Origin of the sequence: Oleidesulfovibrio sp. (assembly GCF_047973035.1) — a bacterium.
In the GTDB taxonomy this organism is placed as follows: Bacteria; Desulfobacterota; Desulfovibrionia; order Desulfovibrionales; family Desulfovibrionaceae; genus Oleidesulfovibrio.
Map to the genome: position 1 here is coordinate 125,084 of NZ_JBKEBF010000031.1, position 19,502 is coordinate 144,585.

General features: G+C 50.8%; 18 protein-coding genes. 4 read left to right on the forward strand and 14 right to left on the reverse strand.

Annotated elements, in window-relative coordinates; translation table 11 throughout:
* Positions 1-114 precede the first annotated feature (114 nt).
* Both ACK5LI_RS09370 and ACK5LI_RS09375 read left to right on the forward strand, forming a co-directional pair.
* Positions 115-789 (forward strand): CBS domain-containing protein, encoded by a 675-nt coding sequence (locus tag ACK5LI_RS09370; RefSeq protein ID WP_416948559.1) that lies wholly within the window; start codon positions 115-117, stop codon positions 787-789.
* A 559-nt stretch (positions 790-1,348) separates the two neighbouring features.
* Complete coding sequence (locus tag ACK5LI_RS09375; protein WP_416948561.1) at positions 1,349-1,666, forward strand: TusE/DsrC/DsvC family sulfur relay protein; 318 nt, start codon at positions 1,349-1,351, stop codon at positions 1,664-1,666.
* A gap of 342 nt (positions 1,667-2,008) precedes the next feature.
* Here ACK5LI_RS09375 and ACK5LI_RS09380 read toward each other — a convergent pair whose 3' ends face one another.
* The 6 genes from ACK5LI_RS09380 to dctP all read right to left on the reverse strand — a co-directional run bounded on the left by ACK5LI_RS09380 (position 2,009) and on the right by dctP (position 10,227).
* Positions 2,009-3,007, reverse strand: coding sequence for a glycosyltransferase (locus ACK5LI_RS09380; RefSeq protein WP_416948563.1), 999 nt, complete (start codon positions 3,005-3,007; stop codon positions 2,009-2,011).
* Positions 3,008-3,233: 226 nt separating this feature from the next.
* Positions 3,234-3,509, reverse strand: coding sequence for a hypothetical protein (locus ACK5LI_RS09385; RefSeq protein ID WP_416948565.1), 276 nt, complete (start codon positions 3,507-3,509; stop codon positions 3,234-3,236).
* A gap of 227 nt (positions 3,510-3,736) precedes the next feature.
* A complete protein-coding gene (locus ACK5LI_RS09390) occupies positions 3,737-4,795 on the reverse strand; it encodes a nucleoside hydrolase (RefSeq protein ID WP_416948567.1) in 1,059 nt (352 codons plus the stop codon).
* A gap of 78 nt (positions 4,796-4,873) precedes the next feature.
* Positions 4,874-6,097 carry an ABC transporter substrate-binding protein gene (locus ACK5LI_RS09395; RefSeq protein ID WP_416948569.1) on the reverse strand — a complete coding sequence of 408 codons (1,224 nt, stop codon included), beginning with the start codon at positions 6,095-6,097 and terminating at the stop codon, positions 4,874-4,876.
* Positions 6,098-6,122: 25 nt separating this feature from the next.
* Positions 6,123-9,200, reverse strand: a complete 3,078-nt coding sequence (locus ACK5LI_RS09400) for an ATP-binding protein (RefSeq protein ID WP_416948571.1) — start codon at positions 9,198-9,200, stop codon at positions 6,123-6,125.
* Positions 9,190-10,227 carry a TRAP transporter substrate-binding protein DctP gene (gene dctP / locus ACK5LI_RS09405; protein WP_416948573.1) on the reverse strand — a complete coding sequence of 346 codons (1,038 nt, stop codon included), beginning with the start codon at positions 10,225-10,227 and terminating at the stop codon, positions 9,190-9,192. The genes ACK5LI_RS09400 and dctP overlap by 11 nt, the downstream gene beginning before the upstream one ends.
* Positions 10,228-10,318: 91 nt before the next feature.
* Between dctP and ACK5LI_RS09410 the strand changes: the two genes are divergently transcribed.
* Entirely contained in the window at positions 10,319-10,759 is a 441-nt protein-coding gene (locus tag ACK5LI_RS09410; RefSeq protein ID WP_416948575.1) for a Fur family transcriptional regulator, read from the forward strand.
* A gap of 211 nt (positions 10,760-10,970) precedes the next feature.
* Here the strand turns inward: ACK5LI_RS09410 and ACK5LI_RS09415 are convergent, their stop codons facing one another.
* The 8 genes from ACK5LI_RS09415 to ACK5LI_RS09450 all read right to left on the reverse strand — a co-directional run bounded on the left by ACK5LI_RS09415 (position 10,971) and on the right by ACK5LI_RS09450 (position 18,109).
* A complete protein-coding gene (locus ACK5LI_RS09415) occupies positions 10,971-11,291 on the reverse strand; it encodes a hypothetical protein (RefSeq protein WP_416948577.1) in 321 nt (106 codons plus the stop codon).
* Positions 11,292-11,415: 124 nt separating this feature from the next.
* A complete protein-coding gene (locus ACK5LI_RS09420; protein WP_416948579.1) occupies positions 11,416-12,213 on the reverse strand; it encodes a sulfite exporter TauE/SafE family protein in 798 nt (265 codons plus the stop codon).
* A 71-nt stretch (positions 12,214-12,284) separates the two neighbouring features.
* A complete protein-coding gene (locus ACK5LI_RS09425) occupies positions 12,285-13,307 on the reverse strand; it encodes an alpha-hydroxy-acid oxidizing protein (protein WP_416948581.1) in 1,023 nt (340 codons plus the stop codon).
* A 201-nt stretch (positions 13,308-13,508) separates the two neighbouring features.
* The gene (locus ACK5LI_RS09430) at positions 13,509-14,219 is read right to left on the reverse strand and encodes a FadR/GntR family transcriptional regulator (RefSeq protein ID WP_416948582.1); all 711 of its coding nucleotides are present in this window, start codon (positions 14,217-14,219) and stop codon (positions 13,509-13,511) included.
* 45 nt (positions 14,220-14,264) lie between these two features.
* A complete protein-coding gene (locus ACK5LI_RS09435) occupies positions 14,265-14,747 on the reverse strand; it encodes a DUF3124 domain-containing protein (protein ID WP_416948584.1) in 483 nt (160 codons plus the stop codon).
* Positions 14,748-14,807: 60 nt separating this feature from the next.
* Entirely contained in the window at positions 14,808-15,170 is a 363-nt protein-coding gene (locus ACK5LI_RS09440; protein ID WP_416948586.1) for an ArsR/SmtB family transcription factor, read from the reverse strand.
* 87 nt (positions 15,171-15,257) lie between these two features.
* Positions 15,258-17,726: a PAS domain-containing protein gene (locus tag ACK5LI_RS09445; protein ID WP_416948588.1), complete on the reverse strand. Its 2,469-nt coding sequence runs from the start codon at positions 17,724-17,726 to the stop codon at positions 15,258-15,260.
* Positions 17,727-17,794: 68 nt separating this feature from the next.
* The gene (locus tag ACK5LI_RS09450; protein ID WP_416948590.1) at positions 17,795-18,109 is read right to left on the reverse strand and encodes a hypothetical protein; all 315 of its coding nucleotides are present in this window, start codon (positions 18,107-18,109) and stop codon (positions 17,795-17,797) included.
* Between the two features lie 242 nt (positions 18,110-18,351).
* Here ACK5LI_RS09450 and ACK5LI_RS09455 point away from each other — a divergent pair, with 242 nt between their 5' ends.
* A complete protein-coding gene (locus tag ACK5LI_RS09455; protein ID WP_416948592.1) occupies positions 18,352-19,485 on the forward strand; it encodes a radical SAM protein in 1,134 nt (377 codons plus the stop codon).
* The last annotated feature ends 17 nt before the right edge of the window (positions 19,486-19,502 follow it).

Consider the following 19,502-nt stretch of genomic DNA (forward strand, 5'->3'; position numbering starts at 1 on the left):
CTCCTTGCAGCGTATGAGTATAATTTCAGTTGAACCTGCTGCCAGATTGTGATTAATATATCATATACATAACCTTAAAGGCGCCTCTTTGCACCGCCACAGGAGGAGATTCCCATGCTGATTCGCGACTGGATGTCAAGAGACGTCATTAGCGCCACCCCGGATATGTCGATGATGCGGGCCTCGAAGTTGATGAAAGAACACAACTTTGACCGTCTGCCCGTTGTGGATGCAAATAACAAACTGGTCGGTATCCTGTCTGACCGTGACATCAAAGAAGCATCCCCCTCAAAGGCGACTACTCTTGATGTGCACGAGCTGTATTACCTGCTTTCTGAAATCAAGGTCAAAGACATCATGACAAAAGATGTCTGTGCCGCAACGCCTGATGATACAGTGGAAAACGCCGCACTGGTAATGCTGGAGCGGGACTTCAGCGGCATGCCGGTAATAGATGAGGATGGACGCCTTGTAGGCATCATTACCGACAAAGACATTTTTAAAGTGCTTTTGTCCATATCCGGTGCACGGCATGGCGGGGTGCAATTCGGCTTTTTACTGCCGAATTCGCCCGGCACTCTCAAACCCATTGTGGATACACTCCGCTCTCATTCCGCACGCATCACGTCCATTCTGACTTTCGAAGACAGAGACGACGGCATGAGGCAGGTATTCATTCGTATCCGTCCTATGGACAGATCAGACGAAAACACGCTTATTGATGAACTTAAATCCAAATTCCGCATGACATACTGGTCGAGAGCCAATGTACATACCGGTCCTTTTTAAACACTTCCCATGTACGTATCGGCGGGCACGATTATGTGCCCGCTTTTTTTATTTCTCTGCCATATTCAGAAAGTCGCAACGATTCAGAATGATTACTTTTTAGTATATCATTCCTCTTAAAAAGTATGTACTTACGGCAAAAAAACCAATACCATCGCGCGCACAAACACCACTAACATATTGTAAAACAAAGCAATAATAATAAAAAAGGCATCTTGTATTTTAAACAACCTTATGGCATGGTAGCAACGCTTTTGGAGCAAACGTTCCCTTTCAGAGGATAGTTTCTTTTAAAAGCACCGGCGCACAGAAACTATCATGCAGCCATAGCCGCCTGAAAACGTTTCACAGCGCTCCCCCTGCCCCCTCTTGCTATTGACATTTTCTTTACAATGGCAGTATGGAGGGTTTTCCCAACGGGAAAGTACCCCGTCGGGGTTTGTGTAGGAGTCAAGCAGCGGATCGCTGCTTACATATAACTGTGTAAACATTTATGTTTCGCAGTTTGGCGTATGTACTAGCCCGATACACCGCTAGATTATGTCCAAGGAGGACAAGCATGGCTGAAGTAAGCTTCCAGGGTAAATCGTTCGAGGTTGACGAAGACGGCTTCCTGCTTCGCTTCGATGAATGGTGCCCCGAGTGGGTTGAATACGTGAAGGAATCTGAAGGTATCACCGACATCACCGAAGATCACCAGAAGATCATTGACTTCCTGCAGGACTACTACCGCAAGAACGGCATCGCTCCCATGGTGCGTATCCTGTCCAAAAACACCGGCTTCAAACTGAAGCAGGTGTACGAACTGTTCCCCTCCGGCCCCGGTAAGGGAGCATGCAAAATGGCTGGTCTGCCCAAGCCCACCGGCTGCGTGTAGCATTCAGCGATTGATTGCAAAGGCGGAAGCGAAAGCTTCCGCCTTTTTTTATGCCTGCCCTTTTTGTACCTGATGTCTGCTACAGGTGGGCGAGGCCCGAACCTTAGGCTTGTTGTCTGAAATTTGATGCCTGAGACCTGCTGTATGCTGCAGATTCTCAATCTCCTTCCCTCAGCAATCAGAAGAGCGCACATCTTTCATTTCCGGACTATGGACTCACGTCCCCATGCTTTGCCGTGTTGCACAGGCCATAAAAAAACGCCTGTCGCATACTACGTCAGGCGTCCCAAAAACAATCTGAACTTCCCGCCGGCAATCGCTTTGCTGGCGAAATGAAACCGGCTAGGGCACTACGCGTCCTACAGATACTCTTCGAGCCTCTTCATACACAGCACGCATGCAGGTTTCGGCATCAAGCGCCTCTGCTGTCTTTTTAGCCGCTTCGGCAATATGTCGACGCTCCGCTTCTGACTGCCACAGTTCAGTCAACACCTGACGCAATGCCTGTACATCACCATATTCGACCACCCGGCCGTTTTCTCCGTCCTGTACGTACCCTTCAGCGATACGCCTGCCCACAACGACAGTAGGCTTACCCATCATCATGGAGTTAAGAAATGTCTGTTGTCCCCCTGAATGAAGGGCACCACCGCGCATGCACACAGCAGCTATTCTGCATGAAGCCATCTTCTGCCTGAACTCCTGAGGTGTTATACCTTTTACTGTGACGTTTTCAGGAATACTGACTCCTTGCAGCAGGCTGGAATCCGTTGTGGCGATAAAAACGGGAATATCAAGTCCCCGTACAGCCTCGACCAGAACTTTATAGTCTCTGTCACCGTTGCCGCCTGCAAAAACAAAAGGCTCATCCGCCACTGAGTATTCGTATCCGGCAAGGGTATGAAAAAAAGGAACGTACACGAACTTATCTTTCGGAATATCAAATTCCTCGGAATAATCTTCCACTTCATGCCGCGCCCATACCACGAAGCAGTCAACACTGCGCGCGGAAAGGCGCTTATGCATACGTTTAATTACCTGCAATAGAGGCTTTTCGGAGCGGTACCATAAGCAGTCAATCATCACGGTGGGCACACGCCCGAAGGTGACAAGCGACTGCAACCAGCTGAAGCACTGTCCCATCGGGCCACCGTCCAACACAACGACATCATACTTATGACGTTTAAAAAGCATCTTAAACGCTATATTTACGCCTGCAAGATACCGTTTATATACAGGCCATCCGCCGTAAAGGGCATCCACGCAAAGGCTGTCTGCAAGCTCGGTGTGCGTTCCCCAGAATTTGCCTTCTTTACCGGGTACAGTGGTCAGAACTTTCATAGTATTCTCCCTTTGCTAGCGGCCCGCGCCTACACACTTGAGCCGCCCGAATACATGTGCAGCGAACTAAACCATAAGCGTACGTATTGCTGCTGTATGGCTCGAAAAGCTATACGCAAAAAAGCGCGCCATGCATACACATGACGCGCAACTTATTGATTTTCTGTAAGCGAACAGCCTGCATGGCAGCCTGTACGCTGGAACAGAGCAGGTTTATACCAATGGATTACTGCTCTGTGTTGCTGTACGCCGGAGTATACATCGGATCTTCCCCCATACCAGAAATTAAAGCATTCTGATACCGACGTATGGCATATTCACTTTGCGCTTTCTGCAAACCGGCAACAACGTTCTGCAAAACCCCCACCATCGACACAAGCACTTCATCCGGCACAATAAAGCTGCCATCGTCATTGCGCTCCAGTTCTTCCATGCTTGTATAGATGCTACGAAAATCTTCCGAGATCATTTCCACGATCTGCTCGATGTTTTTTTGATTCACGATGCTCTCCGCAAAAGGTCTCACGCAGAAGTGTGTCTCATGCGACAGCCAGATAAGCCGTCTTTCTGCGTGGCGCCCCCTTATTAACAACCCCTACCTTGCAGGTCTTTTATATTTTTTTCTACCGCAGACTCAACTAGTTAACGAGGCCCTATAAAAAAGCAAAATGGAAAGCATGCAACAAAACAAAGCAACACGCTGAAATAAAAGCACAATAATGCGAAGAATTATTTTCTGATCTGCAACAGTTTGTGCAACCAGTCATCAAATCTGGGAATATCAAGAGATACCGCAACGCGAACTTCATGGTAGGGTTTTTTATAGCCTGACAGTAGCCAATCCCTACCTTCTAAAAAACTACCTATATCAATATACATATTTTTCCATACACACATATCAACATCTGAAACAACAGCAAGAGCAAGAGCATCGTGCATATGGGCTCCGCTCAGTCCGCGGACTTCTGTGCTCCATAACACCCACGGAATCAGCGTATTACGCACAAAAGCACGAAGCGGATCGTCTCCGACGTACATAGCCTCTGCCTGCTCCTGCGTCAGAGAAGTCCGGCTGGTCACATTAACGGGAACAAAATACAGGGGCACACCGGAAGTAACGACCTGTGCAGTGGCTTGCGGGTCATACCATGTATTAAAACGCAAAGCATGCTTCCACACAGCCTCCGGAATGTCCGGAGTGTTCCAGACAGGCTGCATTTCATCAGGTTGCGTGGCGGTAAACACGCCCCCCATATGCACAACAGCGCCGATAAGGGGTACGATATCAGGGTATTTGCGTATGGCTAACGCAAGGTTGGTAAACGAGCCTTCCATTACCAGAACAAGCTCGTGCGGATATTGCCGCACCATGGAAGCAATAAGATCACATGCCGGCTCGGCAGCAGCTTTACTCGATGGAGGGCAAAGGCTTACGTGGTCCCAGTAACGCGCTCCGTCACCGGCGGACTTCGCATCAAGAAACGCGTGATGGCGGGTTCTGTCAACGCTGTCCACGGGAATATCAGGACCGATTGCCACAGGAATATCCGACCTGCCCGCCAGATCCAACATGCGCAATGTGTTCTGGGCTGAGGCAGCAGCCCTGCAGTTACCCGCACAGGCGGTACATGCAACCAGTTCAATACGGGGTGACCATAGCGCAAGCGCCAGAGCCACCCCGTCGTCCACGTCGCGCACGGGCATACCCATGGCGTTATCAATATCAAGAAGAACTTTGACAGGCCCGTTCCTGACAGACCCGCCCAGAATGGTACGTGTGTCGAGCATACGTTCCCCGATGACCGGAGTTATTAATAAGCAACCAGCCCAATCTGTTTTCTGTAACGCCGCACGTCAAGACGTACGTCAGGGAACACGCAACACATGTTTATCCCACCCCGCCTCGATAGCCTCAAGCCAGGTGGAGGGAATTTCCGGAACGGCATGAGAAGCCAGAATCTCAGGCGAAAGTGTGGCTTTGCCTAATGAAACAGCATTGAAAAGCGATTTATGGTGCGGAGCCAGTTTGGAAGACTCCACAACAGGATAGTCTCCCCAGTTTTCCGGATTAAATTTATGCGCCTGTGCTTCGGGAGAAAGCAAAAAGTTAGACAAGACCATAGCCCCTGCTTTGTTCGGCGCGTTGAAGGCAATAGCGGTAAAGTGAGTGTTAAATATCGAACCTTCGGACAGTACGAACGTACGCACGGTATCAGGATACGTTCCTTCCAGAATTTTGCTTTGTGCATGGCTGGGATGGTACGCCATGTTAAAATCCACTTCGCCCCGCGCAAACAGCGTATCCAGTGCAGCCGGGTCCTTTGGCTGGCTTACCCCCTGCTGCCACAGAAACGGCTTTACATCATTAAGCCACCGCCAGAGTTCAGACGACTTTTTTGCCCACAACGCTTCATCATAACCGCCCATAAATTGCTGGTATCCACCGGATACAGCATACAAAACCTGACGTAAAAAAGCAGAGCCCGTGAAGTCAGGTGGCTGCGGATATGTGAACCTGCCGGGATTCTGCATTATCCATTTTTTCAGAGCAGCGAAAGTTCTTGGCGGAGAAGATATACGGGCGCTGTCATACTCAAAAACAAATTGCGCCCTGCCATAAGGCGCTTCGTATCCGTTTACGGGATAACCGAAATCAGTTGCAGCGGAAGAAGCATCAACATACTTCATATTAGGTAATTTATCTGCGAAAGGACCGTACAGTACGCCGCCTTCCCGGGCATTGCGAAAATTTTCTCCGTTTATCCATAAGACATCTATAGTTCCAGTGTTCTTGCCTGCTGCCTTCTCTGTCAGCAACTTATTTACAAAGACAGAAGCATCCATAGGGATACGCTCTACGGTAATATCGTGGCGCAGCTTCATCTCTTTGGCAACGTATCCATCCACCCATGCATTGATCTGGGCGGAACCACCCCACATATAAAACCGGACAGTGCTCCCCTTTGCGAGAGCCTCAATCTCTTCATAAGTTTTACTGTCTATACTTTCAGATTTTGACACAGAGTCATCGGCGCAACCGGTTATAAACAAACAAAGTGCGGCCAAAGCCGCAACAGTGTAAAGACTCATAGCTCTCTTGCAGAAAGGTACAACGTCATTCGGAAACACTTTGATCATCAGAATTCTCCGTCAGCAGATCGGCAGGAGGAGGGCAGTCAGCAACACTGACTGGCAGCCGTATTTGAAATACAGCACCCTGATCAGCTTTACTTTGCACACTTATTGAACCCTTATGGTTGGCAGTGATGATAAAGTACGACACAGCCAATCCGAGTCCCGTCCCCATGCCCGGTTCCTTTGTGGTAAAAAACGGCTCAAAAGCCCGCTTTGCGACATCCCGAGTCATGCCCGGGCCATTATCTTCCACTTCGATAACGGCCTCGTCCTTTTCCTGCCAGGCCCGCACAATAATTACAGGGGAAGTAACCTCGGCAGCAAACATCGCCTGAGCGGCATTGCCAAGCAGATTAAGCAGCACCTGTTCTATCTCAGATGCTATGCAGTAAATGCTCTGCATTCCGTCAGCACAATCTTTGATAATCTGTATTTTTTTGAAGTCATATCTTTTTTTCAAATTATAGTCAGTAGCTACAAGCTCAAGTGCAACATCGATAAGTTGCTCGACAGGCACATATCCCCATGCACCGGAACATGGCCTGCTGAACTTCAGCATATTAGCTGTAATCTGTGCAGCTCTGAAAGCTGAAGACCGGACACCTTCGATAAAGCGCAATATACCTCTTGATTCCAGATACTGCAGAATAGCATCAAGTGAGCATCCGCACGCCTGAGCAGCGAAAGTATTATCCGGCCTGTCAGGCTCAAGGCGACGCATTATATTTTGCGCTCCCTGCAGAATGGCACCAAGGGGATTGTTAATCTCATGAGCCATTCCCGCGGCAAGTCCGCCGATGGAGCTCATTTTTTCACTCTGCACAAGGCGCTCGTCCATACGACGTCGTTCTGTAAGGTCAACAATAAAAGCAGCATAGAAAATATTACTGCCTCGCACATCCAAAGGTACAAGGTGCACAAGCGCAAACAATTCGTCACCGGAAGACGTGCGCAGGCGTACTTCCTGAGGCACTTTACTGCTTAGATCAAGGACACTCTCAATTTCTAAAGGGCACGATTCTTCATGAATGTTTTCCATACCCATCTGGCTGAGCTTGCCGGAGATACAATCAGATACCGACATGCCGAACAGATCTGTAAAGGACTTGTTAACACGCTGCACCAGGCCATCAGCATCAAGCAGCGCCACAGGCAGCGGCAATACTTCCAGCAGAACGGACAGTTGTTGTTCGCTCTTGGCAAGTGCAGCTTCCATCTGTTTTAAGCCGGTCTTATCAAATGCCGCACAAAGTAAAACATCTCGCCCTTGCCACGGCACACGGCCCAGATATGCTTCCACATCATGAATCCTGCCAGATGAGGAAACATGTTGCTGCTGGTGAAGTCCGGTATAGAGTTCTGTTGATGCAGTCATGATTGCATCGATTTCATCTCTGTCGGCAGTCCACACGTCATACAGAAAGAGCTGACAAAACTCCTTACGGCTGTATTCATAAAAACTGCATGCGGCCTTGTTCGCGTCCAGCACCGCACCGTTATCAGGGTCGATAACTAACTGAACAAGGGCGGAATTTTCGTACATATTTCTAAAAAGAACTTCACGCTCACGCAGGTATACCTCTGCCAGTTTGCTTTCCAGCACCGGCCCCAGAAGCGGCATAATCTGAGCCAGCAGGTTCGCCACATTGGAAGTGGGCTCAGCCTTTTCCAATGAAAACAGCGCCACGCGGATAAGCCCAGTTGAAGCACGGTGCACCTGCGCCACGCAGCACCCGCGCAGGATAGTTTTCATCTTCAGAGAGAAGCCGCCATCTTTTCCATCACCGAAATAACGCGAAAATCTTTCGTCTACGCTAACATCTTCTACAACCATCACATCCTTCTCGTCCTCTGTATTCAGATTGCCGAGCAGGTTTTCCATATACGCAGATAAGGATTGTTTAGCCGTCAGTTCCGGATTGTACTTAGCCAGAATAGGATAGAATGATTCGTGTTGATACAGCACCAGTCTGCTACGCCCTTCATGCTCCGCCAGCCAGACGGCGCCGAGGTTCCAACTGGTCTGCTGGCACAACTTCCTGAGAAAAATCTCCATGGCGCTGTCAGGCCCCGGTGCAAGCTGCACTTCCACCACCAGAGTTTTCAACAGACGAGCCAACTCTTCGCGTTGAGCGGCCTGCATTTCTGCGACTTCAAGATCATAATGACGAACAGTATATTTATACCCCATAAGCACCAGAATGATCCCTGCAAACCACAGCCCTGCGGTCAGAGCAACAACACGCATCATTCCCGACTGCAAGGGGCTGAACACGTCAACAATCCGCGCACTGGCTACGATGTACAAGGGGTATGAAGGGATAAGAGTCGCTTCATATAATGCGTCTTCTGTTTTTATCCGGCGTGTGCCGACGCCCTGCAGCAGCTGCTGACTAACTGACGGCGGTACGTCCAGAGATGCGAGAGACATTCCACGCAATGATGAACGCATATCGTTCCATGCAACCAGCAAAGCTCCGTCTGCCCGAACAAGCCCCACGGTAAACGCTGTGGAAAGCGATCCGTCCAAAAAGCGCTCTGTCAGATACTGGGTATCCACAAGGCCGCAAAAAAGTACCTGATTACCGGCCGCATCCTGACCACTACGATACATGACAATCTGCGGGTATGCTTCTTTGCCTTGTACGGCAACTACACGCGGGCTGCCTTGCGTCTGAAGCAGTTCCCGCCACAGCAGTTCAACCAGATCTCTGTTTAGTTTGAGCCTGCCTTCAAATTGAGCAAACGTCTCTTCACCGGTTTTTGAGTAGACCAGCACGTTGTTTATATGCGGGTGCAAAACAAACCTGCTTGCCTGTGAAATATGAATTCCTTCTGCCTGAATATTCAGTAGCATCTGTACCATATCCAAGGCATGAGAAACTTCGGCTGAGAATGTCGCCAGAACTCTGCCAAGTTCCAACTGGGCTTTGGCCAGCGCTTGAGAGCGGGCATTTCTGATTGCATCAAAAGCAAAAAAGAAAGCCATCACCGTAAGCACTACGGCAACCAGAACTGCAGCCAGCTTACCTCGGGCTATATCCAGCTTACGGGACACCGTTGCCATCCTCCAGTTGTCTGAAAAACTCCTCCGTACTCCGGAGCAACTCCATGTCCACATGTGTTGCCTGCGCAATCTCATCCTGTCTGGGCAACACCCGCTCACGCAACATCCGCACCTGCCTCCGGCTGGGTACCGTTATCTGCAGGCCCTCTCTCTGCAGAATATTTTTTGCTCTTTCTTGTGCTTCGGCCGCCTGTAGCCTTCCTTCCAGCGCAACCTCATCCCAAATCCTTTGCACTACCTCACGTATCCCAACGGGCAGCCCGTTCCAGAACCGCGCACTGACTATCGGAACATACTGGGCAAAATATTCATTATCTTCGAATGCGTAGCGCAGTCCGTATTCCCACAATTTTGCACTGGCTACCGTTTCGTACGATGTAAGCACTCCGTCCACCGAGCCGGATTCAAGCCAGGCAGGCAGGTCAGGCCAGGCAATTATACGCGGAAGCCCGCCAAGAGCGCTGATGCGCATTTCATTGCTAATTCCACCCGCAACCCTGATAGTCATTCCTTCAACATAGCGGGCTGCTGTAAGCGGTCTGGAAAGAGTAAACATCTGGGTATGCCCCAGATCAAGCCATACCCCTAGCACCTTAGCATTTATTGTTTTTTCAATTTTTTCAGCCAGCTTATCCCCGACAGGACTTTCAAGCAGTGCATAAACATCCTGCGCACTCCTGCCATAAAAAACAGGCATCATGAAAAGGTTAACCGAAGGCTCAATTCGCGCAATATTCCACGTGCCCGGCACAATCATTTCAACTTTTCCCTGCGCCAGTGCGTAGACAGCATCTCTGTCTCTGAAAAGCCGTGCATTGGAATAAACAACCACTTTGAGTTTGCCTTCAAGCTCCTGATTAACTCTTTGGGCAAAGGTCCGGACCACGCCTGTCTGCATATGGCTTTCGGTATTTTCCAATGAAATGCGCATCACCGGAGTTCCTGCTGCAAACCCGTTCAGCGGCGCACAGGCCCAAAGCAGCAGTAAAAGAGCCCAAAGCACAGTTCCGTTGCGCATAACCTTCTCCTCAAGATGAAAACCATTTTCACGACTGGCATTGCCGCGCTATTTCTATTATTTTTCCGTAAACTGACAAAAAGGTGATTCCATGCAGCACTACACAAGAATGTTTCAAGACTTCATCGCCGAAAAGCGGATGAAATGGACCCAGCAGCGAGAAGCTGTGGTGCACGCACTGTGGACCACCGAAGAACATGTCACCTGCGAAGAGCTTGCTGCACGTCTGGCAACGCAAGGGCGACGCATCGGCCTTGCCACGGTTTACCGCAACCTGCGCCTGCTCGTTGATGCGGGTCTTGCCCGCGAGTTTCACAGCGGCGGAGCATCCACCCGCTATGAGCGCTATGTAGAAGATGACCACCATGATCATCTTATCTGTGAACGGTGCGGTACAACTGTCGAGTTTCTAGATGAAACGCTCGAGCAGCTGCAGGAACAACTTGCTGTGAAGCACGATTTTCGTCTGACAGGACATAAAATGTACCTGTACGGACTGTGCCCTGATTGCAGACCCAAATCTTCGCGCTGACCGCGCCTCCTGAAAAATCTGCCGCTAGTTGCGGCAATCGACAGCTGCGGCGGGAACAGCCTTTGCCACATGTGAGCACCCTGTGCTCATGATCGCAAAAAAGCGCATCACTTCCATCCGGATCATTTCATCCATACCTGTATCCTGCAGGGGAGCACTGCGTCCTCCTGATGTACAAACGGCTAAAGCCTGCGATATCTTTTTTTGCAGATCAGCAACTCCGCGCCGGATACGCGCATACGCAGCTTCCAGAGCCGCACGATCCGGCGAATCTGTAATATTCAGCCCGCATCACCGCCAGCTCTTCGCTCAGGCCGGAAGCCGCTTCAGTTATCAATCCGGCCTTGCCGCGCACCTGTGCGCATGTAGGTGCACCTTCCATAAGCCATGCATCCTGCATCGTTTCAGATTGCCACAACAATATATTCAGGTTGCGGGCAGAAAAGCTTGTACCTTGTGCACAGGCTGCCCCATAAAAGAAACCTGTCAGACATAGTACTACAAAACACACAGGCAGTGGGCTTATTTTCATTCGCAAATCCATCGTTATATTTTGATAAAGTAAACCCAATATATCATAAGTCCCTGCACTCGGGCACAAAAAAACCCCCGGCCGGCACCGGGGGTTGCGTGAGAACTCTATCGGGAAGATAAGCCTAAAAAAGGCTCAGCAGCATCTTTGTACCCACCACAATAAGTAGCGCAGCAAAAATACGCTTAAGGCGGGGTACAGGCAGGCTATGAGCAAGCCGCACCCCTACAGGGGCGGTAAGCATACTGGCGCATACAATACCAACCATCGCGGGCAGATAGACGTACCCGACAGAGTATTCGGGCAGGGTCGGCTGGCCCCACCCGCTAATTACATAGCCTAGCGCGCCCGAAATGGCGAGAGGAAATCCTATGGCGGCAGCAGTGCCGATGGCTTTATGGATTGTAACATTGCACCATGTAAGAAAAGGAACAGTCAAAGTTCCACCACCGATACCCACAAGGCTTGAAAGCACTCCGATCCCGCTTCCCGCGGCAATCATTCCGGCAGAACCGAGCAACTGGCGTGTCCCTTTGGGCTTGATATCAAGCAGCATCTGAGCTGCCACATACAGCAGAAAACACCCGAAAAAGCCTTTCAGAAAATTGGTGGAAAGAGCAGAAGCAATAAAAGCTCCGGCAAACGTACCTACCAGAATGCCGGGTGCAGTGGCCTTTACCGCATACCACAACACGGCGCCTCGTTGATTATGCGCGCGCATGCTGGAGATGGATGTAAAAATAATCGTGGCCATGGAAGTGCCCAGCGCCAGATGCAGAATATGCTCGTGCGGAACGCCTTGCCACGTAAACGAAAAAGTCAGCATGGGAACTATCACCAGCCCCCCGCCGATTCCCAATAAGCCTGCCAGTACGCCTGCAAAGGCCCCCAGCACAAGGCATAATACAAGAGACGCAATCATGATAAGATGACCTTGGCGCTATTTATTCAGTAAAAAGCCCGCCACCATCGGCAGCGGGCATCTCATTGACGTTAGAATCCGCGCAGGATGTGCCTGCCGATGTCTCTGACCGTCTTGCAGCCTGTAAGCACCATGGACTGAACCAACTGTCCACGTAGTGACTCAAGATACTTGGCAACGCCTTCTGCCTTGCCACCTACCGCAGCAATGCTGAACGGCCTGCCGATAAGCACCACGTCTGCGCCGAGGGCAAGCATTTTAATAACATCAAACCCGTCGCGCACACCGCCGTCAGCCATAATAGTAATACGGCCCTTCACGGCATCTGCGATTTCGGGCAGCACTTCCGCACCACCGGGAGTATGATCAAGAACTCGTCCGCCATGGTTGGAAACCACAATGGCATCCGCCCCGACCTCAACAGCCAGCTGGGCATCCACAACGGTCATAATGCCTTTGAGAATAAATTTACGACCTGCTGCGTGCACTTTTTCAACAATAGCTCTCAGCTCTGCAGCAGTTTTGGGCGAAACAGGGCGTCCCATCTTGCGCAAGGTAACAAGCCCCGCAGCATCAATATCCATACCGACAACAGAACAGTCGGAAGCCAGAGCGCGATCCAGTTTCTGATCCAGCTCTTCACTATCCCACGGCTTGATAAAGGGAATGCCATGACCGTCGACCTTGGCAATGCCGTCCATACCGGCATCGATAATAAACGGAGGCACGCCGTCGCCAGTACAGCCTATGACGCCCTGCTCCTTACAGCCGCCAAGAATGGCGTCCACATACTCTTCTTCTGTAATACCGCCGCCCATGTTGAATGAAACGCCGCCGATGGGAGCAGCCATTACAGGCATTGAGAGGGGAATCCCGAGAACATCGGTCGCGGTATCAGGCTGCACTGCGTCGTGAATAAGGCGCATGTTCAGCTGCACCGCAGCCAGCGCCTCAACGTTATTACGAAAAGCTGAAGCCGTATTCAGGCCACCCATGCCCGGAACTTCACCGGCACAGGCTTTTCCGTTACAGACAGGACAGACTCTGCAAAAGCCTTTCATCAGTTCTTTTGCGTTTTCGCGAACTTCTTTCATGCAGGAGCAACCTCCTAACTGTTTGATGCTGGTGTGAAAAGTGTGTCATCACCGACAGCCGGACTATATCCTAAGGCCCGAAACCCTGCGTTTAGCACCGCCGGCGACTGTAAATGCCTTTTTGATTGACTGCCCAAACCGATACCGTACACCGCATCTGAGAGCAAGAGTGTTACTAAAAAAAACTACATACAGGCAAAATTAGTCAATCCATTGCAACGCAATCTGCTCTACATAATCGATGTGTGCGTGCATCTCGCGGAAAGCCGCCTCCGGGTCACGATTCATCAGAGCTTCCAATACCCGCTCATGCGTCATCACCGCCCAATCACGCCGTTCTTCGGTCTGCAGCGTAAAATCACGGCTTTCGCTTACAATGTCGTGGATACGTACCAAAACCTCGTAAAGCACTCTGTTGCCTGTGGCTTTTGCAATCAGCAAATGAAATTCAGCGTCATGGGCCGAACCGGAACCGCCCTCCGCGATAACAGCCTTCTGTTCATTAAGCTTTTCACGCAGCAGGCCGATATCGGCATCGGTTATGTTACGCGCGGCAAGACTGGCAATCTGGGGTTCCAAAAGTTTACGAAACTCCAGAACTTCCTGAATATTGCGCTGTTCAACAGCCATGCCGAGCGGCCCGTACAGCAGCTCCTGCCTGTCATCCAGCACATAGGTGCCATCTCCTCTGCGGCTGGCAAGCACGCCTTGTTGTTCTAAAGAACGGATAGCTTCGCGCACGGAATGTCGGGACACGCTCAAAGCCGCTGCAAGCTGCCTTTCCGCAGGCAATTTATCCCCACGGCGCAACTCGCCGCGGGCAATCAACTCACGCAGTTGATCTGCAATTTCTTCGCGCACGCGCTGATGTTTTACCCCGCCCGGAGCAAAACGAACTGTGCTTCTGGTCACCTGTTATCTCCCACATCAAAACGAAGAAACAGCTCTACAAGAGCGTCACTTACGACCTTCCAGCGGCACGCCGCCGGTTACAAATGAAATCCCCTGAGATGAAGCCGTGCCTATCATAACCCCTTCAATAATCGGGGCAGGTACGGGGCTTTTACTGCTCCAGCGGACGATAAAGCGGGCACTTGAACCACCGCTCAGGTCATTTTCGGCCACCACAAACCGGACACCTGCCAGCGCGGTGATGTTGACTTCATCTTTAATAAAGCGGTGCACCACCTTGCCCTCCGAGTCCAGATAGCTGACTTCCTCAAGCACAATGGTATGTTCTGCAGAGGAATTTCGCACACTGAGTGTAGTCGCCAGAGCAAACCGGCTTTCCTTGTTGCCGTAATAAACATGTGAATACACAGGAACATGGACAGTCTGTCCTCTCCACTTGGGGGCACTCCACGTTTCGGCATAGACGGGCATTGCCACAAGCAATACAGCCGCCAGAACGACGCTTAACAATCCTGCCTTATTCGACACCTGAGCCTCCTTATATGCACCGGCTCTACCGCGTTACCTGTTTTCTAATGTAAAACCGTGTTACCGTGACTCCTGCACATGATCGAGAGCTTGACGGAAAAGCTGCCGCACGTGGTCGTCATCCAGCGCATAAAACACATTTTTTCCTTCTTTACGATATCGTACCAGCTTGGACGCCCGAAGAAGTCTGAGTTGATGAGAAACAGCAGACTGGCTGAGGCAAAGAATGGCTGCCAGATCACAAACACACAGCTCACTTACTGCCAGAGCCTCAAGTATACGCGCACGGGTTTTATCGCCAAGCACTTTAAAAAGCTCAGCCAGTGCCCCCAGATCATCTTCTGGAGACATGGCCGCTCTTACGCGGTCAATAGCCTCTGTGTGCTCACAATGTTGACGGCAAATGGGAGTATCTTCCTGCACGCTACCTCCAGAATACAGCCGTAAGGGCTGAAATAGAAGAAGAACATAGCTGCGTGCAGGCTGCGGGTCAAATAAGGAAAGTAAAAATCAGCAATCAGGTCCCAACGGCACGATGGCGCGCACTACAGTGCCGATATCCGGCTCTGAAACAATTTCCAGCCTGCCATACACCAGTTCCAGCCGTTCACGCATACTGTCCAGACCGATTCCTGCACGATACGCACCATCACAATCAAACCCTTTGCCGTTATCGGTAATGGTCAGGACACACTCATTCCCCACCTGTTCCAGACCTATTCTGGCAGATCCTGATCCGCTGTGGCGTGCAACATTGTTCAACGCCTCCTGCGCTATCCGGAACAAGACCGACTTCTGAGATTCGCTGAGCACGGCTTCAGACATGGCAAGATGGCTGGTTATATTCAGCGAATGCATATCTCCTGTTTCCTGCTGCAACCACCGCAGCGCCGCAAGAAGCCCGAGGTCATCAAGTACCGTCGGGCGCAGATCCATTATGATCCGGCGCGTTTCAACAATCGCGCCTTGCAGGTAGCCGATAATACGCGACAGGTTATCCATCGGCCAATCCAGATTGGCTTGCTCCATACGGCTGCGCTCGCCTTCCATCATAAACTTGATGCCGGAGAGTGTCTGTGCGGTAGAGTCGTGCAATTCTCGCCCTATGCGCTTACGTTCCTCTTCCTGTGCGGAAAGCACCTGAGCGGAAAGGCGTCGCATACGGCGGGATGCCTCCTTCTGGCCTGTCACATCCACAATATATACGGCCACACCGGTAACCCAGCCTGCAACGCCTTTTACAGGATAGTAGGTAACATCAAGATCCAGCCCGAATGCCTGCACTTCGAAACGTGTCGACATCATGGATTCAAGCACTTCATGCAAGGCGTCGCGCCAGACAAGCGGATCGGAGGACGTTTCCAGATACTCAAAAAACACACTGCCGCAACCTGTTGTCGTGTTAACCCCGAGCAGCTTAGCCGCAGTAATGTTCATGGTGATAATTCTTCCTCCGGTATCCAGAAGCAAGGCACCTTCGGCCAAAGCATTCATGAGGGCCTCAAGATGATTTCTGTGCCGGACAATCAGTTCTTCATTCAGCTTGCGCTCCGCAATTTCACGCTCCAGTTGATCATTAACGCGCCCCAGTGCGGCTGTACGCTCCTTTACACGCAATTCCAGCGTCTTACGGACCGCCTCCATGGCACGGGTGGCCTCAACCCTTGTGGTAACATTGATTCCAAGCGTCAAAAGCAATTTTTCACCGTCGGGCATCACCAGCGGAGTCCGCACTATGTCAAACCATTCGCGTTTGCCACCTGCTCCGACAATACGTTCTTCCGACTCCACGCGAACGCCTTTTTCCAGCACTTCCCTTTCCACTTTGCCAAAGTGCCCGCAAAGAAGACTGACCGCGTCATCAACCATCCAAACATCTGCAGGTAGGCCATAGAACACGCGCCATGCCTTATTGGCAAACATCAGTTGCCCCTGAGCGTTAAAGACACTCACATGGTTAGGAGTGGATTGCACAAGCAGTCTGTTGAACTCCTGCTCACGGAGCAAGCTTTCTTCTACTCGCTTGCGTTCCTGCACTTCTGCTTCCAATGCCTCGGTACGCAGTTTGACTCTGCCTTCCAGTTCCTTGTTAATCTGCACAAGACTTCTACGTCCGGCCTCACGCTCTGTCACGTCCCGCTCCAGCAGTCCGAAAAGCGGCACCGCAGGCTGCCCGCCGGGGACAGGAAACACTGTACATTCATAATATCTTTCACGATCCAGATTGCGAAAGAATACGGAGCATTTCATCTGCTGCGCCTGTTGCAGTGACTTCAGCACCTTTCCTATGGTCGCTTCGGACAGATTTAACGGGCCGGCTTCACAACCGTGTTCATATTCCGTCAGCCTGTGGCGTACCGTTGCGGCTTTGTTTGCAGCAAGAATGTTCGCTTCGGCATCCAGTAATAACAGAGAGTCTGGAACAGCATCAAAAAAAGCTCTGAAAAAGGCAGAAAAACGACTCAGAGAAAACTGACGCCAATTACTTGTCCGGGCAGCTACAATCATGTCCAAACACTTCCCGCCACCCCCATGGTTCCGGTGCAGAACGGCAGTAAACTGTGCATCGCCGGAGGTTGGGATCAACCTGAAAACACTATAGTTAAATGTTGCCGTACAATCCAAAGCTAAAAGATGGCGTAAAGCCTGTGCATCTTCGGGGTGAACCACGCGTGAGAACACGGCGGAATCCTCAAGCAATGCATTGGCAGAACAGCCTATAAAACTTTCGAATTCCGAGCTGGAAAAAATACATTCACCAGAAGCGCCATCGCGCAGAAGCCAGACAATTTCCCGCCCGGTATCACCCAAAAAAATATCCGCCGCAGCCTCTTTCAAGGCTACGGCGGATTCTAACACATCAACACGCTTGCGGTATTGTTCACACTCATGCGCCAACTCGCGGTTGCGGGCTTCCAGCTCTGCAACGCGACGCTTCAAGTCATTTTCTGCGGCATCCATTTCTACATCCGGCAACACGGCGAACCTCCGTCCCCCAGACTGTCTGACAGCGCCTGACACATGCTTTCAACTGAACAATGATGGCGTCAGACAACTACCCCTTGCCTGCCTGCCAATTCAGAGACAACCTGCTCAAGCCGAGCCGGATCATCATCATTCAGCAATGTATGCACGCTGTCATAAGGGATAGTCTGGGTATCGTACTCAACTGTAAGCGTACGGGTAAACAAATTCATGTTCGTGCGGATAATTCCGGCAATACCACCCCGACCTGCATCCTTAAGCATAGCAACCTTGGGATGCGCGGCAATGGCCAGATCAACCCGGACTTTCAATTTACCGGGTTTATGCTCACACACGGTGAAAAACTCTTTAAGTTCAGAAAGTATAGAAATATCCATCAATTACAACCATATTGTACAGTGCTGCCGAATTCAGGCGACACGCTGTGATTTTGTATTCTTGCTGCCCGCGGGCACAAAAAATGATCATATCCCGAGCAGCCGAGGGGAGCAAGTACTCTTGTATGCCGCAAAAATCCAGTAGATTTTTTCCCAATTACTCTACCAAGCCTCTGGCATTCGGAAACAGCTTCGTGTAGTGAATTAGCATGCATTTTACCCGTCCCCAATTACTCTGGAACATGACAAGAAGGTGTAACTTCACTTGTCACTATTGCTATTTTCCTCATGATAACAGGCCAATTACAGAAACACTGCCCGTAACTTCGCTCATCAGCTTTCTACAAGAAGCGGGAGGAGAGTGGCTTGTCGGTCTTACAGGGGGCGAGCCTTTCATCTACCCGAACTTCGTCAATATGTGCGAGGCGCTTACAGAAAGACATCTCATCGGAATTGATTCAAACCTCAGCGTGACACCTGTCATCCGGCGTTTCGCAGAGCGGATTGACCCGGCCCGGGTGCATGATATTTATGCGGCCCTGCACATCGAGGAACGTGAACGCAGAGATGGTGTTCAAGCTTTTATCAAAAACTACCATACCCTTGCAGAAAAAGGCTTCACCATAAAGGTGAACTATGTGGTACACCCCCAGCTGGCAGAACGCTTTCTGCGGGACAGAGAATTTTATGCACGTCACGGGGTGCCGCTCACACCGCGACCTTTTAAAGGTCATTACGAGGGTAAACGGTATCCGGAAAGTTACGGATCTCTCGCAAAAGCCATCTTTGCAGAGCACCCTGAAGCCGGCAAAAAGACAGTTTTCAACTTTCATGGCGTGCCCTGCCACGGCGGTTACACTTTTCTGCGAATGGAGCCAGACGGGACAATACTCCGCTGCCCAGGCGACAAGAAAGTGCTCGGCAACATTATTGCAGGTAGTGTACAACGGGAAAATGGTCCCACGCCCTGCAGGATGCATCGGTGCCCTTGTCAGGGGGTGGAACACATCATCGCTGATGCTCCGCAGCAAAGCTTTATCGAAGGTGTCAGAGCCTATGTCGTGGGTGAACAAGAAGAAGCAGAAGCAGCGTTTCGGTCTGCAATACGTATGGCCCCCCGCATGGCACAGGCTTTCAATAACCTTGGCGCAATCGCACACGCGAAAGGTGACTTGCCGGCAGCTCTGCACAATTTTAAAACAGCAGCTGATATTTCCCCAAATGACCCGCTATACGCACGCAACAACATCACCACTCTGATTGCGATGAACCGTAAGGGCGAAGCTGCATCACAATGCGTTACGTCCGGAATTACAGAAGACCAACTCGAAGATACGCCGCAGCTTTCCACCACGGTGGCATACGATATCCCCTGAGCAGAGAGACGAACGAC

Coding starts and splice junctions, on each gene's coding strand:
- ACK5LI_RS09420 (WP_416948579.1), bottom strand. CDS start 12,213: ATGATTGCGTCTCTTGTATTATGCCTTGTGCTGGGGGCCTTTGCAGGC.
- ACK5LI_RS09455 (WP_416948592.1), top strand. CDS start 18,352: ATGACAAGAAGGTGTAACTTCACTTGTCACTATTGCTATTTTCCTCAT.
- ACK5LI_RS09415 (WP_416948577.1), bottom strand. CDS start 11,291: ATGAAAATAAGCCCACTGCCTGTGTGTTTTGTAGTACTATGTCTGACA.
- ACK5LI_RS09375 (WP_416948561.1), top strand. CDS start 1,349: ATGGCTGAAGTAAGCTTCCAGGGTAAATCGTTCGAGGTTGACGAAGAC.
- ACK5LI_RS09450 (WP_416948590.1), bottom strand. CDS start 18,109: ATGGATATTTCTATACTTTCTGAACTTAAAGAGTTTTTCACCGTGTGT.
- ACK5LI_RS09425 (WP_416948581.1), bottom strand. CDS start 13,307: ATGAAAGAAGTTCGCGAAAACGCAAAAGAACTGATGAAAGGCTTTTGC.
- ACK5LI_RS09395 (WP_416948569.1), bottom strand. CDS start 6,097: ATGAGTCTTTACACTGTTGCGGCTTTGGCCGCACTTTGTTTGTTTATA.
- ACK5LI_RS09380 (WP_416948563.1), bottom strand. CDS start 3,007: ATGAAAGTTCTGACCACTGTACCCGGTAAAGAAGGCAAATTCTGGGGA.
- ACK5LI_RS09390 (WP_416948567.1), bottom strand. CDS start 4,795: ATGCTCGACACACGTACCATTCTGGGCGGGTCTGTCAGGAACGGGCCT.
- ACK5LI_RS09410 (WP_416948575.1), top strand. CDS start 10,319: ATGCAGCACTACACAAGAATGTTTCAAGACTTCATCGCCGAAAAGCGG.
- ACK5LI_RS09370 (WP_416948559.1), top strand. CDS start 115: ATGCTGATTCGCGACTGGATGTCAAGAGACGTCATTAGCGCCACCCCG.
- dctP (WP_416948573.1), bottom strand. CDS start 10,227: ATGCGCAACGGAACTGTGCTTTGGGCTCTTTTACTGCTGCTTTGGGCC.